Source organism: Arthrobacter sp. Y3221114 (assembly GCF_059092625.1).
The window spans coordinates 146,193-160,741 of record NZ_JBNHHW010000005.1; the positions used below are offsets into that span (position 1 = coordinate 146,193).

At 67.4% G+C, this 14,549-nt stretch carries 15 protein-coding genes; 9 read left to right on the forward strand and 6 right to left on the reverse strand.

Translation table 11 applies throughout. From position 1 onward, the window contains the following. Position 1: 1 nt before the first annotated feature. From AC5RV3_RS12865 to AC5RV3_RS12890, 6 genes are read left to right on the forward strand one after another with little or no spacing between them, the layout of a single operon-like run. A complete protein-coding gene (locus tag AC5RV3_RS12865) occupies positions 2 to 886 on the forward strand; it encodes a phytoene/squalene synthase family protein (protein WP_494122463.1) in 885 nt (294 codons plus the stop codon). After that, positions 886 to 2,574, forward strand: a complete 1,689-nt coding sequence (crtI, locus tag AC5RV3_RS12870) for a phytoene desaturase family protein (RefSeq protein ID WP_494122464.1) — start codon at positions 886 to 888, stop codon at positions 2,572 to 2,574. Before AC5RV3_RS12865 ends, crtI begins: the two co-directional genes overlap by 1 nt. After that, positions 2,571 to 2,951 carry a lycopene cyclase domain-containing protein gene (locus tag AC5RV3_RS12875; protein ID WP_494122465.1) on the forward strand — a complete coding sequence of 127 codons (381 nt, stop codon included), beginning with the start codon at positions 2,571 to 2,573 and terminating at the stop codon, positions 2,949 to 2,951. Before crtI ends, AC5RV3_RS12875 begins: the two co-directional genes overlap by 4 nt. After that, the gene (locus tag AC5RV3_RS12880) at positions 2,948 to 3,304 is read left to right on the forward strand and encodes a lycopene cyclase domain-containing protein (protein WP_494122466.1); all 357 of its coding nucleotides are present in this window, start codon (positions 2,948 to 2,950) and stop codon (positions 3,302 to 3,304) included. The genes AC5RV3_RS12875 and AC5RV3_RS12880 overlap by 4 nt, the downstream gene beginning before the upstream one ends. Continuing rightward, positions 3,301 to 4,158 carry a prenyltransferase gene (locus tag AC5RV3_RS12885; protein WP_494122467.1) on the forward strand — a complete coding sequence of 286 codons (858 nt, stop codon included), beginning with the start codon at positions 3,301 to 3,303 and terminating at the stop codon, positions 4,156 to 4,158. The genes AC5RV3_RS12880 and AC5RV3_RS12885 overlap by 4 nt, the downstream gene beginning before the upstream one ends. Continuing rightward, the gene (locus AC5RV3_RS12890; protein WP_494122468.1) at positions 4,155 to 5,024 is read left to right on the forward strand and encodes a glycosyltransferase family 2 protein; all 870 of its coding nucleotides are present in this window, start codon (positions 4,155 to 4,157) and stop codon (positions 5,022 to 5,024) included. The genes AC5RV3_RS12885 and AC5RV3_RS12890 overlap by 4 nt, the downstream gene beginning before the upstream one ends. Here the strand turns inward: AC5RV3_RS12890 and AC5RV3_RS12895 are convergent. Both AC5RV3_RS12895 and AC5RV3_RS12900 read right to left on the reverse strand, forming a co-directional pair. Next, positions 4,969 to 5,361: a VOC family protein gene (locus tag AC5RV3_RS12895; RefSeq protein ID WP_494122469.1), complete on the reverse strand. Its 393-nt coding sequence runs from the start codon at positions 5,359 to 5,361 to the stop codon at positions 4,969 to 4,971. The two genes, AC5RV3_RS12890 and AC5RV3_RS12895, sit on opposite strands and share 56 nt — an antisense overlap. A 228-nt stretch (positions 5,362 to 5,589) precedes the next feature. Further along, positions 5,590 to 6,594 carry a serine/threonine-protein kinase gene (locus AC5RV3_RS12900; RefSeq protein ID WP_494122470.1) on the reverse strand — a complete coding sequence of 335 codons (1,005 nt, stop codon included), beginning with the start codon at positions 6,592 to 6,594 and terminating at the stop codon, positions 5,590 to 5,592. Between the two features lie 217 nt (positions 6,595 to 6,811). On the opposite strand from AC5RV3_RS12900, the gene AC5RV3_RS12905 reads away from it, so the two are divergent. The 3 genes from AC5RV3_RS12905 to AC5RV3_RS12915 all read left to right on the forward strand — a co-directional run bounded on the left by AC5RV3_RS12905 (position 6,812) and on the right by AC5RV3_RS12915 (position 9,248). Beyond that, complete coding sequence (locus AC5RV3_RS12905) at positions 6,812 to 7,555, forward strand: ANTAR domain-containing protein (RefSeq protein WP_494122471.1); 744 nt, start codon at positions 6,812 to 6,814, stop codon at positions 7,553 to 7,555. 104 nt (positions 7,556 to 7,659) lie between these two features. Further along, entirely contained in the window at positions 7,660 to 8,004 is a 345-nt protein-coding gene (locus tag AC5RV3_RS12910) for a hypothetical protein (RefSeq protein ID WP_494122472.1), read from the forward strand. Positions 8,005 to 8,423: 419 nt separating this feature from the next. After that, entirely contained in the window at positions 8,424 to 9,248 is an 825-nt protein-coding gene (locus AC5RV3_RS12915) for a hypothetical protein (protein ID WP_494122473.1), read from the forward strand. Positions 9,249 to 9,329: 81 nt separating this feature from the next. Here the strand turns inward: AC5RV3_RS12915 and AC5RV3_RS12920 are convergent, their stop codons facing one another. The 4 genes from AC5RV3_RS12920 to AC5RV3_RS12935 form a co-directional block, all read right to left on the reverse strand. After that, positions 9,330 to 10,730 carry a dihydrolipoyl dehydrogenase family protein gene (locus AC5RV3_RS12920; RefSeq protein WP_494122474.1) on the reverse strand — a complete coding sequence of 467 codons (1,401 nt, stop codon included), beginning with the start codon at positions 10,728 to 10,730 and terminating at the stop codon, positions 9,330 to 9,332. A 122-nt stretch (positions 10,731 to 10,852) separates the two neighbouring features. Then, positions 10,853 to 11,794 (reverse strand): DMT family transporter, encoded by a 942-nt coding sequence (locus AC5RV3_RS12925; protein WP_494122475.1) that lies wholly within the window; start codon positions 11,792 to 11,794, stop codon positions 10,853 to 10,855. A 99-nt stretch (positions 11,795 to 11,893) separates the two neighbouring features. Beyond that, a complete protein-coding gene (locus AC5RV3_RS12930; RefSeq protein ID WP_494122476.1) occupies positions 11,894 to 13,627 on the reverse strand; it encodes a serine hydrolase domain-containing protein in 1,734 nt (577 codons plus the stop codon). Positions 13,628 to 13,758: 131 nt separating this feature from the next. Next, a complete protein-coding gene (locus AC5RV3_RS12935) occupies positions 13,759 to 14,454 on the reverse strand; it encodes a TetR/AcrR family transcriptional regulator (RefSeq protein ID WP_494122477.1) in 696 nt (231 codons plus the stop codon). Between the last annotated feature and the right edge of the window lie 95 nt (positions 14,455 to 14,549).

Genomic DNA, 14,549 nt, shown 5'->3' on the forward strand with positions numbered 1-14,549 from the left:
CATGGAACCGAACCCGCTGCTCCGCTATACCGACGCCGCCGGCCGGAGTGCCGGCGTCGTGATTGCCCGCTATTCCACGTCCTTCGGCCTGGCGTGCCGGCTGCTCGGGCCGGAGGAGCGCCGGCACATCGCCAACATCTACGCGCTGGTCCGGGTGGCCGACGAAGCGGTGGACGGTGCGGCTGCGGCGGCGGGGCTCGACGCCGTGGCCGTGCGCGACCAGCTGGACCGGCTGGAACACGAGACCGAAACCGCGCTGCTGACCGGTTACAGCACCAACATGGTGGTGCACGCGTTCGCGGGGACGGCCCGCGCGTGCGGCATCGGCGTCGATCTGACCCGGCCGTTTTTCGCCTCGATGCGCGCGGACATTACGGTGGCCGAACACACCGCCGATTCGCTGGTGGACTACATCTACGGCTCCGCCGAAGTGGTGGGGTTGATGTGCCTGCGGGTGTTCCAAACGATGCCCGGCGCGATGCCCGGCCGGGACGACGAGCTCGCCGCCGCCGCCCGCAGGCTCGGCTCCGCCTTCCAGAAGGTCAACTTCCTGCGCGACCTCGCCGCCGACCGGGTCGAACTGGGCCGCAGTTACTTCCCGCAGTCGGGCGCCGAGGACTTGGACGAGGAACGGAAGCGCGCCCTGGTGGCCGACATCCGCGCGGATCTTGCTGCCGCACAGCGGGGCATCGGACTGCTCCCGCCCGGCGCCTGCACCGCCGTCGCACTGGCCCATGCCTTGTTCAGCGCGCTGGTGGACCGGCTGGAGCGGATACCGGCGGACGAGATGCTCTCCCGCCGGGTGCGGGTTGGCACGCCGCAGAAGGCGGCGATCGCCCTGCGGATCCTTGCCCGCCAGCGGCTGCGCGGAAGGAGCGCCGCCTGATGGGCCTGGCGTCGTTCAAGCACGGGCTGTCCCCTCGCCGACGTGCAGCGGGAACGGCTCCGCAGGCCGGCGGCTCCGCAGGCCAACCGGTGGTGGTGATCGGTGGCGGGGTCTCGGGGCTGGCAACGGCCGGGCTGCTGGCCCGGGCCGGGCACCGCGTCACCCTGCTGGAGCAACGCTCCGGGCTGGGCGGCCGGGCGGGACGGCACGAGCGCGACGGCTTCCGCTTCGACACCGGCCCGTCCTGGTACCTGATGCCGGAGGTGATCGACCACTGGTTCAAGCTGATGGGCACGAGCGCCGCGGACCAGCTGGAGCTGGTGAGGCTGGACCCCGGCTACCGCATCTGGTTCGAGGGATATCCGGCGGCCACCGAAGTGCGCTCGGGCCGCGAAAACGTGGCGGGACTCTTCGAAGGCCTGCAGCCGGGGTCCGGGCCGGCCTTGCACCGCTACCTCGACGAGGCGGCGGAAACGTACCGGCTGGCCAAGGAGCACTTCCTGTACGACGACTTCGCCAGCCTGCGCAACCTGGCCCACCCGCAGGTGCTGCGCCGGGCACCCCGGCTGGCCAAGCTGCTGGGCTGGAGCCTGGACCGCTACGTCCGGGAACGGTTCACGGACCCGCGGCTGCACCAGGTGCTGGGGTACCCGGCGGTATTCCTGGGAACCAGCCCGTACCGTGCGCCGGCGATGTACCACCTGATGAGCCACCTGGACCTGGACGACGGCGTGTACTACCCGATGGGCGGGTTCGCCGCCTTGGTCGATGTGATGGAGCGGCTGGCGCGGGAGGCCGGCGTCCGGATCGAAACCCGGGCCACCGCCCGGCGGATCGTCACCGGGCAGTCCGGCGCGAAGGCCCGCTGCGAGGCGGTGCTCTGGTCGGATGCCGACGGGGCCGAACACCGCACGACGGCGGGCGTCGTCGTCGCCGCGGCGGACCTGCACCACGTGGAGACCGCGCTGCTGCCGGCGCGCGTGCGCAGCCACCCGGAACCGGTGTGGCGCCGCCGCGACCCAGGACCCAGCGCCGTGCTGGTCTGCCTCGGCGTGCGCGGGGCGCTCCCGCAGCTCGCGCATCACAATCTGCTCTTTACCCGGGACTGGAGGGAGAACTTCAGCCGAATCCGCTCCGGGCGGGCGTTGGCACGGGAGACCTCTATCTACGTCTGCAAACCCAGCGCCACCGACGCCGGAGTGGCGCCGGCCGGGGACGAGAACCTGTTCATCCTGGTTCCCGCACCTGCGGCGCCGGCCTGGGGCTCGGGCGGTGACGACGGTTCCGGGGCGGCCGCCGTGGAAGCGGTCGCGGATGCTGCCATCGACCAGCTGGCCGCCTGGACTGGCACGGCGGACCTCCGCGGCCGGATCGCCGTCCGCCGCACCTACGGCCCGGCGGACTTCGCGGACAGCTTCAACGCCTGGTGCGGCAGTGCGCTCGGGCCGGCGCATACCCTGCGGCAAAGCGCCTTCCTGCGCCCGGGCAACCGAAGCCGTCGGGTGGACGGGCTGCACTACGCCGGCAGTTCGGTCCGGCCGGGCATCGGCGTGCCCATGTGCCTGATCAGTGCCGAGCTGGTGCTCAAGGCCGTGCAGGGGATCGGGACGCCCGGGGCCCTGCCGGAACCGGACCTGGCGGCACCCGGCCAAGCGCCGTCGCCGGATGGTGCGGGGAGGAGCGCATGATCTACCTAGCCGTGCTGGTGGCGCTGCTGGGCTGCATGGCCCTGCTGGACGCGCGCTACAGGCTGTTCTTCTTCGCCCGGCCGGTCGCGGCCGCCGTCACCCTGCCCACCGGGCTGGCCTACTTTCTGGCCTGGGACGTCTCGGCAATCGCGCTGGGAATCTTTGTGCACCGCGACTCGCCGCTGATGACCGGCATCATGCTGGGTCCGGAGTTGCCGCTGGAGGAGGCCTTCTTCCTGGCCTTCCTCTGCTACCAGACCATGATCCTGTTCACCGGGCTGCTGGCCTGGGGCCGGCATCGCCGGGGTGCCCGCCCGGCCGGAGCGCAGTTGGTCAGCCACGACGACGGCCCATCGGCGGGCGGTGGTCCGGCGTGAGTTTTTTGGAGCTGAATGGGGTTTTCCTCGGTGTCGCAGGTGCGGCGGCCCTGGCCGTGGTCCTGGCCAGACGGGTGCCCCGCGGGGCCGCGGCGGCGGCCGGTCTGTCCGTCGCGGCGCTGTGGGTGCTTACCGCCGTGTTCGACAACGTCATGATCGCCTCCGGGTTGTTCGACTACGGCGGACACGCGCTGGCCGGACTTCGGATCGGCCTGGCGCCGATCGAGGACTTTGCCTATCCGCTGGGCGCGGCGCTGCTGCTGCCCGCGGTGTGGCTGATGCTCACCGGCCCGCGTCGCCGTCGTGCCGATGAAAGGTCGGGCCGAGCCGACGGGGGAGGGGAGTCGCCGTGATCCGCGAACTGGTCATCACCTCCCGGCCGGTGTCCTGGATCAACACCGCCTACCCTTTCGCCGCCGGCTACCTGCTGGCTTCCGGCGGCATCGACTGGCTGCTGCTGGTGGGCACCATCTTCTTCCTGGTCCCGTACAACCTCGCCATGTACGGCATCAACGACGTCTTCGACTACGAATCGGACCTGCTCAACCCGCGCAAGGGCGGGGCCGAGGGCGCGGTGGTGGACAAGGCGCGTCACCGCGCGATCCTCCAGGCCAGTGCCGTGGCCACGGTGCCGTTCATCGCGGTCCTGGCGGTAGCCGGCAGCGTGGCGTCCAACCTGGTGCTGCTGGTCTCGCTGGCCGCGGTCTACGCGTACAGTGCGCCGGGGCTGCGGTTCAAGGAACGGCCGTTTTTGGACTCGCTGACCTCCAGCACGCACTTCGTCTCGCCCGCGGTCTACGGGCTGGTCCTGGCCGGCGCCGGCTTCACCCCGGGGCTGTGGGCGCTGTTGGCCGCGTACTTCCTCTGGGGCGTGGCCAGCCATGCCCTCGGCGCGGTGCAGGACGTGGTCCCGGACCGCGAGGCCGGCCTCGGGTCGATCGGCACGGTGCTGGGTGCCCGCCGTACCGTGCTGGTCTCCGCCGCCGCCTATGCCGCGGCCGGACTGCTGATGCTGGCCACCGATTGGCCGGGCCCGCTGGCCGGGCTGCTGGCCCTGCCGTACCTGGCCAACGTGCTGCGCTTCGCCGGGATCGACGACGCCGGCTCGGCCGCCGCGAACGCGGGGTGGAGACGGTTCCTGTGGCTGAACTATGTGGTCGGTTTCCTGGTCACCATGCTGCTGATCTGGTACGCGGGAGTCCGGTGAGACCGCGGGATGACGACGGCGCCGCGGCGGTCCGCGCGGAGGACCGCCATCGAACCATCATGATCGTGGTGATCCCGGTGCTCGACGACGCCACGGCGCTCGCCGAGTGCCTCGCGCTGCTGGGGCGGCAAACCCGTCCGGCCTTCGAGGTCATCGTCGTGGACAACAACTGCACCGATTCCTCGGCCCACGTGGCACGGGCCGCCGGGGCGCGCGTCGTCGTCGAACCACGTCCCGGCATCCCGGCCGCATCGGCTGCGGGCTACGACGCCGCTACCGCGGGCTTCGACGCAGCCACCGGCTTCGAGGCCGCCACCGCCGGTGTCATCGTCCGCTGCGACGCCGACACCCGTCCTCCCGCCGACTGGCTGGCACGGATCGGTACCGCCTTCGACGCCGATCCCGGCCTCGACGCGCTGACCGGGCCGGGCGTGTTCTACGACCTGCCGCGGCCGGTGGCCCGGCTCGCCTCCGCCGCCTACGGCTCCGGCTATCGGTTCGGCGCCGGCTTCGCGATGGCGGCCATGCCGGTATGGGGATCGAACTTCGCCATGCGACGGACTGCCTGGGAACGGGCCAAGGCAGGCATCCACCGCGACCGGCCGGATATCCACGACGACCTGGACCTCAGCTTCCAGCTGGCTCCGTGGGCGCGGATCAGGTTCGACCGGCGGCTGAGCGTCGGCGCCGCCGGGCGGATCTTCGCGGGCAGGGCCGCGTTTACCAAGCGCTTCCGGTGGGCTTGCACCACCCTGACGGTGAACTGGGCGGTCCAGCCACCCGGGCAGCGGTGGCTGCAGCGCCTACGCTTCAGGCCTCCGGAGCGGAGGAGTGCAGCATCTCCAGATAGTGCGGGTTCTGCATGATGCCGAGCACGTTGCCGAACGGATCCACGACCGAGGCCGTGACAAATCCGTGGCCGCGTTCCGTCACGGGCTCCAACTCCTTCGCGCCCTTCTCCAGCAGGCGTTGCCGCACGGTCCTCACATCGTCCACATGCCAGTAGAGGATCGCGCCGCCCGGGTCGATGGCATGTCCCGGCGGAGCGTGCATGGTGTCGATCAGCCCCAGCTCATGCTCGTAGTCGCCGACCCGGAACTCCGCATAACCCGGCTGCTCAAAGTAGGGCTTCTTGCCCAGCAGGTCGGAGTACCACTCGACCGCCGCCGGCAGGTCGGGGGTGTAGTAGCTGACCGTACTCATTCCCCGCAGCATGAGTCTCCCTCCGAAGGATTGCCGAAGCCGCCCCAGACGCCCGGACCGCTGTGATGGTTGGACGCTACCGCACATCGACGTCCCTGTCTGCCCTACAGTTGCCGTAGCGCGGCCAAGGCAAAGTACGACGGCGCGGCCGTGCCGGGAACGGGGCAGAAATGGACTGGCTGAACTCGCTGCGCCGGCACTGGCCCGGAACCCCGGCAGGGCTTCGCGTTATGGAACGCTTGGCCGGGCTTCCGGCGACGGGCTCCGGGCCGGCCAAAACGGCGCCGTGAACCCTAGCGCGCGACAGCTTCCTGGCGCTGAGGTTCGTGGTTTGGAACGAAGGGGGGCGTCCAGCCTGCGCCTGCCCCACAGCCGGCGCCTGCTTCGGAGCGAAAGCTCCATCTCCTCCAGCGCCTGCGCCACCTCCCGCCCGGTGGGACGGTCTGCCGGGTCGGCAGCCGTCATGGCGCCCAGCAGTAGCACCCAGTCGGGCCCGAGGCTGGCCGGGATCTCCGGATCGCGCAGCAGCCGGGCAAGGGCTGCCTCCAGCGGCGGGCCGGGAAAAGCCGGCTTGCCGGTCAGGCACTCCAGCAGCACCAGGCCCAGCGAATAGATGTCGCTGGCCGGGCCTATCGGTTCACCCTTCGCCTGCTCCGGGCTTAAGTAAGCGGCGGTTCCGTAAACGCCGTCCTCGTGGGCATCTTCGGAGATCACGACGGCGATGCCGAAGTCCGTGAGTTTGGCCCGGATGCGCGAGGCGTCGTCATCGTAATTGAACAGCATGATGTTGCCGGGCTTGATGTCCCGGTGGACCACGGAGTTGTGGTGGATGTAGGCGATTCCCTCGGCCAACCCGTGACCCAGCTGGGCCACGTCGCGCGGCGGCAGGGCCCCTTCTGTCAGGCGTGTCCGCAGGTCCGCGCCCTCGATCAGCTCCATGACGAGGTAGATCTGCGGATGTCCTGCTTCCACCCGGTCGATGCCCGCGTCCAGCAAGATCACGAGATTGGGGTGGCTCAGCCGGGCCAGGAGCTTGATTTCCGCGTCGTCGCGGCGGAACTCGTCCTCGTTCATCGACGGCCGCTGGATGACCTTGACGGCCACCTCTCGGCCCAGGACTTCATCGTCCGCACGATACACCCGGGCGCTCGCGCCCGTGCCCAGCAGTTCCTTCAGCCGGTACCGTCCGCCCAGAAGCGTGTCCAAGGGATGGGAATGAGGCGTATTCGTCAACGTCTCCTGCTTTCCGACTGACCATTTTGTCAGCACCCTTAGTATCGTACGATGTCGGGTCGCAAAGTAGTTGCCTCAAGCGATGAGTATTCCGAATCGTTATCAGCAGGCGGCGACCGGAGGTCGGTTTTGTATTTCGCTGCCGGTGACGGACCCGTGTGAGCCACCTCACAAGGTGTAGCGTGGAGCCTACGCCAGAGCACCACTGGAGGACATCATGGCAAGCGAGATTTATGATGCATCCGACACGACGGTCAGGGATTTTCTGCACGGACTGGCTGCCGACAGCGCGGACATCGAGGCGTTCCTCAACGCGGTTGCCCGTTTGGCTGTGCACAATCTGTCGCGGCCCGGGGAGGAACTCCTGGTCGGTATCACGCTGCTGCGCCATAAGAAGGCCGGCACGGTCGCCAGCAGCAGCGATCGTGCGCAGAAGATGGACGAAATTCAGTACGAGTACGCAGACGGACCCTGCCTGCGCGCAGCCCGCGAGCAAACGATCGTGCACATCGCCGACCTGGAGATGGAGACGAGTTGGCCCGCGTACGCCAAGGACGTCCTGGCCGAGGGCATCCGGTCCATCCTGGCCGTCCCGATTCCACTGGAAACTGGGGACAGCGCGGGGTTGAACCTCTACTCCGACCTGCCGCGGAGATTCGATGCGGACGCCCTCAAGGCCGCCGAGCAGTACGCGCACCAGGCCTCCCAGGCCCTGTCCCTGGCCGTCCGGCTGGCCCGCCACCGGGAGACCGAAGCGGATCTAAAGGCGGCGTTGGAATCCCGAACGACCATTGCCGTGGCCGTCGGCATCATCATGGGCCAAAGCCGCTGCAGCCAGGACGAGGCCTTCGCGATGCTGAAGTCTGCCTCCAATACCCGCAACATCAAGCTCCGTGATCTGGCGTCCGACATCGTAGCCTCTACCGGAGCACCCTCCGCCGAAACCCACTTCGACAAATAGTCGGCACCCGCATCACCCAAGCCATTGAGCAGCGGGTGATGTTCTTGTACCGTTGGGTCCGGTTAAGCAGTTGGCCATCGATCCACTCATATGGAGCGTCGATCATGGATCACAAACTGCGCGTACTTGTCAGGCTTGATATCGACCGTGTCTCAGCGGTCATCGAGGTGGGCGGATGCCTGACCGCCGACAGCTGCACAGCCCTTTTACCCCTTGTCCAACGCATGGATCGCCTGGCCCACGGAATGGTGGTCACGGTCGACCTGTCCGACGCGCAGCACATTGAGCGCCGCGGCTTGGAAAAGCTCGAACGCTTCAGCGCCGGAGAAGCAATTAGTGCGACGCAGGCTGCGCCCTTCACCGGCACGCTGGCGATTGCCGCTCCCGCGGATCTGCCGGAGTGCCCCGCCTTGCCCCTTGACCGGGCCCGGTTCCAGGGGGCGGCATGAACAGCATGACGCCAGCGTCCGGGGCCCTCGCCGTTTCCCCGTGACCTGTCGGTCCTTTCCACGGACCAGCTGCTGACGCTCAGCAACCAATGCTTCGAGCAACTGGACTGCGAACACCCGACGCGGGATGCGTTCGTCCAGTACTACGTACTCACCGCGGAACTTGAAGTCCGGGACGCGGCCGTGGACGACGGTGACAAGCGAAGCCGCCTTGGCGCTTAGTCCTCCAGCCACGCAGATGTGAACAGCAGGTTCAGCCCCTCGGAGACGGTGGGGTGCGTGATGGCGAGATTCCAACAATTCGGTTGTTTGCGTTTCGAACAAATTGTCCGAGCCGGCCGATAGTTTGGGTCGTACGCCCGGACAAGGTCGCACAGCCGGGCTGATTCGAATGACAGCTATCACCTTTGGGGAGAACCATGACGATGGATCCAAACACGTCCACAATGCCGCCCATGTCGGGAGCGCCGGCGCCGCAGGAAAACCGCAACGCGGGTAAGGGCCTTGCAATCACAGCACTGGTGCTGGCGAGTGTGTCGCTGCTGCTCTGCTGGGTTCCGATCGTCAACAACCTCGTCTTCGTACTGGGAGTCGTTGCGCTGGGCTTCGCCATTGCGGCAACGATCATCACGGTCAAGCAGAAGTCGAAGTCCAAGGGCATGTCGATCGCGGCACTGATAATTTCAGTAGTTTCTATCATCGGCGTGATTGTTTCGCAGATGTTCTACGTCTCGGTTCTGAACGATGTTGCCACAGCCGTCGAAGACAGTGCTGACGGCGTCGTCGCCGTCGAAGAAGAAGATCAGGCGGAGAATGCTGAGGCCACTACTTTGGCACTCGGCGAAGGCTCTGCTGTCGGTGACGAATACACCGTGACTGTAAACGGAGTGAACTTAGACGCGACTAAAGACGTCATGGCGATGAATGAATTCAACGGGAAGCCGTCCGGTCAATATGTCCTCGTCGACCTGACCGCTGAGTACGTCGGCTCTGAGGAAGGCGATCCTTGGATCGATCTAACGGTCAAACTGGTTGGTAGCGACGCCCGCCAGTACGATTCGTCCACCTGCACCGCTGTCGTCGAAAAGGGTGCTATGGACGTGCCCACCCTTGAGAACGGGGGCCAAGGCGATTATCAGATTTGCCTCGACGTGCCGGCCGCAGCAATCGCGGATGCCAAGTTGTTCGTGGAACCGACAATGTCATTCAACAATGACTCGCGCGTCTACTGGGCAGTTCGATAACTACTCCGTTGACTAAGCCAAACGCCGGATCTCCCTTTAGGGGGACGGGCGTTTGGCGTCTTACGTCGGGTGCTCCGGCGCCTAGTTCTCCAGCCACGCAGGCGTGAACAGCAGGTTCAACCCCTCGGAGACGGTGGGGTGCGTGATGATGGCATCGCGCACCGCGGTGAAATCCATCCCGCCGATCATCGCCATCTGCAGCACCGCGATCGCCTCGCTGGCCCCTGTCCCCAGCAACGCGGCACCCAGGATCTTGCCGGTCTTCCGGTCCAGCACGGCCTTCCATTCGCCGTCCAGCTGACCGAGGGTCCGGGCGCGGGGGATCGCGTTCACCGGCATCCTGGCGATCCGCACCTCGTGGCCGGCATCCCGGGCCTGTGCCTCCGTCATCCCCACCCTGGCGAGCTCCGGCGTCGTAAAGACGGTGTAGGGGATCAGTCGTCCCTGAGTAGACCGCGGCTCGCCCTCGCCCCGCGCGGCAGCGAGGTTGGTTTTCAGGATCCGATAGTCGTCATAGGAAGCGTGGGTGAACTGCGCCGAGCCGGCCGCGTCGCCGGCGGCCCAGACGCCGTCGGACGTGGTGCGCAGCTGCTCGTCCACCTGGACGAAGCCCTTGTCCGTCAGCTCCACCCCAACCTTCTCCAGCCCCATCCCGTCCGTCATCGGCCGGCGTCCCAGCGCCACCAGCACGTCGTCCGCGGTGACGGTCTCCCCGGTGGACAGTGTCACGGTCACGCTCCCGTCGGCGGCGCGCTCGATCTTCTCCGCGGACGCCTCGAGCTTCAGCGTGATCCCGGCGGCGGTGAACTTCCGGGCCACCAGCTCGGCCACGTCGGCGTCCTCCCGCGGCAGCAGCTGCCCGGCGCGCTGGATGACCGTGACCTGCACGCCGATGGTGTTCAGCAGGTCGGCGAACTCGCAGCCGATGTAGCCGCCGCCCAGGATCACCATGCTCGCCGGCAGCTGCTTCAGGTGCAACAGGGTGTTGCTGGTCTGCACCCTGGATTCAGCCAGGCCGTCGATGTTGGGCAGGGCCGGTTCGGTGCCCAGATTGAGAACGACGTCGGCGCCGCGCAGGAGGCGGGTGCCGCCGTCGTTCAGCGCGACTTCCACGGTTTTCTCCGCCACGAATTTGGCCTCGCCCAGGATAAAGTCCATGCCCGACCCCGTGAACAGCTTCCGCTGCCCGGCGACCATGGTGTCCACCACGTCCTCCTTGCGGCGGCGCAGCAGTTCAAGGTCCATCCGCGGCTGCTCCGCGCCTGCCACGCCGAACTCGGCCGCCCGGCGCACGGTGTCCAGCACCCGGCCGGACTGGATGAGGGTCTTGGTGGGAATGCACGCCACGTTGATGCAGGTGCCGCCGACCATCGCCCGCTCCACCATCGCCACCTTCTGGCCGGACTTGGCCAAGTCCATCGCCAGCGACTTGCCGGCCTTCCCGCCGCCGATCACCAGCAGGTCGAAATCCTCGGGTTCCATATCCATCCTTCCCTCGGTTAACCGTGAAGGCTCATGCGCACACGCGCCGCCTTACAGCGCATCATGCCGCCTAAAACCACCCTACGCCGATGGGCGTCGAGCGTTTCCGCCGGAATGTGGGCTCAGGGAATCTCCTCAGCGGCGGAGTTTCTGCGAGGTTCGAGGGTGGGCCGCGAGTCTTTGCGCCCGGCGGTTGTCTTGTCCCGGGTGGTGAAGAACACGCCGCACATCACCAGGGCCGCGCCGAGCAGCTGCATGCCGCTGATGCTCTCGTCCAGTAGCAGATACGCACCGAGCATGGTGAAGACCGGCACAAAGTTCAGGAACACGGACGTCTGGGACGCCCCGAGGGATGCAACGGCCCGGTTGTACAGCATCAGGGCAATCACCGACGGGAAGACGCCGAGGTACACAAGGCCGGACCAGTGGCCTCCGCCGATCTGCGGGACTCCCACGATCAGCCACTCCGCCGCCATGACGGGCAGCAGGATCATGACCGACAGTCCGGTCATGACCAGGACCGCCCCGTAGGACGGGAACAGATGCAGATACTTCTTCACCGCGATCGAATACACCGCCCAGGACACCGCGGCCGCTGCCATGATGGCATCGCCGATGTTCCAGGACAGGTCCGCGAGGCTCATCAGCTGCCCGTTGGTCACCACCCACAGGGCCCCGCACATGGAGAGCACGACGCCGAACCACTGGATCGCCCTGAGCCGTTCGCGCAGCAGCCAGAAGCTCAGGGCCACCGTTGCCGCCGGAACCGATGCCTCCAGCACGGAAACGTTGGTGGCCGAGGTGAATTGGAGGGCGCTGTAGATCAGCGTATTAAAGAGGGCGACTCCCGTGAGCGTCAGCAGCAGCAGCGGTTTGCGATGCTGGAGGAACAGTCGACGGGACTGCCAGGCGCTGCGGTATCCCAGCGGGAGCAGCACCAGGAAGGCAATGAAGACCCGGAAGAACGCGATGGTCAAAGGCGGCAGGTCGCTGAGCGCTTTGCCGGTCAGGATATTGCCGGCATAGAAGATGACCACCAGTAGGAGGAGGAAGTAGGCGCGCATTCTCCTCCTAGGGTCGTTTCCGGCGCTTGTCCCACACACCCTACGTGCTAAACACTGCGCCGGGCCGCAGCCCGGTGTCGCCCGGGCGTCTTGGCTTAGTCAAGAGGCGTGCCGGGGCGTCCGGAGCCGGGACAGCAGCCAAACCGTCCGGGGGAGGGAGCAGACGATGGCCAGCGTCAGTGCCGGTACAAGGGCGGCACCGACGTCGGGAATCTGGCGGATGATGACGGCCAGGTAGGTTTCGAACCGGGCGGGTGCGTAAACGAATCCCAACCAGACGAGGAACGCGTCGAGGGCCAGGGCCCCGGCGGCCCAGAGCACAATCACTCCACGGTACCGGGCCCTGCCGACCGGGTCGTTTCCGCGCGTGCCTGCGGAGCTGGCTCCGGCCGTGGTGGCAGGGCCGCCGCGGCGCGGGCCGATGCGTTTCCGCGCCAGGACGTGGAGCGCCAGCGCCAGGCTCGCCAGCTCGGCGAGCAGCAGCGCCAGGGCGACGGCCCAGCCGTACTGCTGCAGCCAGTCCTCGTCCGCGGCTAGGGGTTCGGGAGGCTGTCCGTGGAGAATCCGCAGGACATTGCTGTCCAGCGCCTGCAGCCGGGACGGCGCGGACGTGTCGTTCCCGTTGATCAGCAGGGCAAGGCCCAGCCCGGAGGACGGAACCATGGCCTGATAGGTGTGCGTGTTGCCCCATTCGCCTTGATGCTCCAGCAGCAACGGCAGGTCGCCGTCCGCTGCGGGCGAGGCGTCCGGGTGGGTGGATTCCAGCAGGGGGCGCGCAAACCATGCCATGGCATACCTTTTGGACTCGTCCACACGGACCCGGGGCGTCAGCAGCGTCTCCACGCTTTCCGGCCGGAGGATGCGGCGGTCCAGGTAGGCGCCGCCGTGCAGCAGGGCGATCAACTCGTGGCCGAGATCCTGGGCCGAAGAGTACATCACGGTCGAGGGCATCCCTGTTACCGCGGCCGGCACGTCCGTCTGTCGCCACCAGGTGCCGAACCACAGCGAGTAGCCCGACGCCAGGTTATCCGCGCGCGCAGCTGCCCGCGTGGTGTGGGTGTTGGCCATCTCGAGCGGCGTGAACACGTGGTCCTGCATGTAGTCCCCGAAGGGCTGGCCGGAAACGGTCTGCACCAAGAGGCCGAGGACGTTGTAGTTCGCATCGGAGTAGGCGAACGTTGCCCCCGGCGGGTTGGCCAGGCTGGCGTCGGACAGATCCCGCACGCCCTGTTCCAGCGCTGCAGGATCCTGGGTATCCGATGCTGCGTAAGCCGAGCCGTCTGTCGTGGACAGCCCGCTGGTCTGATGGAGCAGGTGGCGGACCGTGATGGCCGCCGCGCGGTGGTCACGCATGCTGAACCACGGCAGGTAGGTCCGCACGGGTTCGTCCAGCTCCAGCAGGCCGGCCTCCACCTGCTGCATCACGGCAATGGCGGTCAGGGATTTGCTGGTCGACGCCAGAAGAACCGGCGTCTGGGCGGTCATGGGGCGCCCCGAGTCATCGGCGCTGCCGAACGCCGCCTGGTGCACCAGTCCGCCGTCTCTGATGATGGCGAGGGAGACTCCTGGAATCCCGAGGGCGTCAATCTGGTCTTGCAAGTAGGCGTCAACTGCCGCATAGGCCGGGTCGGGCGCACCGCGGCCCGGAAGCCGGGGCGCCGGTGCCGCTGTCGCGGTGGCTGTCGCGCCGCCGTCCGCAGACGCCGCAGGCCAGGTTCCTAAGGCCGCCGAGCAGGTTCCGACGCCGAGGAGGCAAGCGGCCGCGCAGGCGAGTGTGAAGGCGGTCCGAAACTGCAACGGCGTCCGCCCCATCCGTTCGCGGGTGTTGCCCATGCCCGCTCCTGCGGTTCGGATTGCGGTTCATTCACCGTAGAGGCTGGCGCATGTCGAGCACAATGGACCGACAAGACTCCGCGGCTCGCACTAGGCCGGGCTTGAGGAGTCACGCGCTCAGACCCCGGGACTCAGGACCGCCGGGCCGACGTCCATCCCTGCTGGTGGAGCCTCTCGAATCCGTCGAGGAGGAGGTCCAGCGCGAACTCGAACTCGAACTGGTCGTCGCAGCCCTGGCCCACCACGGACCCCTCGTCGTGGGCGCCCGCCATGGCGATTTCGGCGATATGCGGATACCGCTCGGCCATCGCGCGCAGCATCTCCGGCGGAACGTCTGCGGGCGCGCTTTGCGAGTCGTCGAACAGCTCCTGGGTGAACCCCCACATGCGGCTGCCCAGGGCATGCATCACGTGGTGGGTGAGGTCGACCGAGAATCCGCCGGCGCGGAACATGCCGATCACCGAGTCCATGTATTCAAGGACAACCGGCGTCTTGTTCGTGCGCGACTCGAGCACCTGACGCGCCCACGGGTGGCGCAGCAGGACCTCCCGGGCCGACAACACCCGCTCACGGGCGCCGTTCCGCCAGTCCGTCCCGCTGGGCCGCGTCTCGATCTCGCCGACGATGACGTCGACCATGCCGTCGAGCAGTTCTTCCTTGTTGGCGACGTGCTTGTAGAGGGCCATCGGCACCACGCCCAGTTCCTGGGCCAGCTTGCGCATGCTGAGGGCGTCGACGCCGGCTTCGTCGGCAAGAACGACGGCGGCGCTCAACACCCGCTCCCTGTTCAGCGGGGTGCGGCGTGCGGACTCCACCTGCTGAGCCATCAGGACCACCCTTTCTGACGGCAGATATCTCTTGACAAGTGTACAACGTACACCTAGCTTTAGATCACGAGGTGTACACCGTACACCCAAGACTT

Coding starts and splice junctions, on each gene's coding strand:
- AC5RV3_RS12915 (WP_494122473.1), top strand. CDS start 8,424: ATGACGATGGATCCAAACACGTCCACAATGCCGCCCATGTCGGGAGCG.
- AC5RV3_RS12905 (WP_494122471.1), top strand. CDS start 6,812: ATGGCAAGCGAGATTTATGATGCATCCGACACGACGGTCAGGGATTTT.
- AC5RV3_RS12920 (WP_494122474.1), bottom strand. CDS start 10,730: ATGGAACCCGAGGATTTCGACCTGCTGGTGATCGGCGGCGGGAAGGCC.
- AC5RV3_RS12910 (WP_494122472.1), top strand. CDS start 7,660: ATGGATCACAAACTGCGCGTACTTGTCAGGCTTGATATCGACCGTGTC.
- AC5RV3_RS12935 (WP_494122477.1), bottom strand. CDS start 14,454: ATGGCTCAGCAGGTGGAGTCCGCACGCCGCACCCCGCTGAACAGGGAG.
- AC5RV3_RS12875 (WP_494122465.1), top strand. CDS start 2,571: ATGATCTACCTAGCCGTGCTGGTGGCGCTGCTGGGCTGCATGGCCCTG.
- AC5RV3_RS12930 (WP_494122476.1), bottom strand. CDS start 13,627: ATGGGCAACACCCGCGAACGGATGGGGCGGACGCCGTTGCAGTTTCGG.
- AC5RV3_RS12925 (WP_494122475.1), bottom strand. CDS start 11,794: ATGCGCGCCTACTTCCTCCTCCTACTGGTGGTCATCTTCTATGCCGGC.
- crtI (WP_494122464.1), top strand. CDS start 886: ATGGGCCTGGCGTCGTTCAAGCACGGGCTGTCCCCTCGCCGACGTGCA.
- AC5RV3_RS12895 (WP_494122469.1), bottom strand. CDS start 5,361: ATGAGTACGGTCAGCTACTACACCCCCGACCTGCCGGCGGCGGTCGAG.
- AC5RV3_RS12865 (WP_494122463.1), top strand. CDS start 2: ATGGAACCGAACCCGCTGCTCCGCTATACCGACGCCGCCGGCCGGAGT.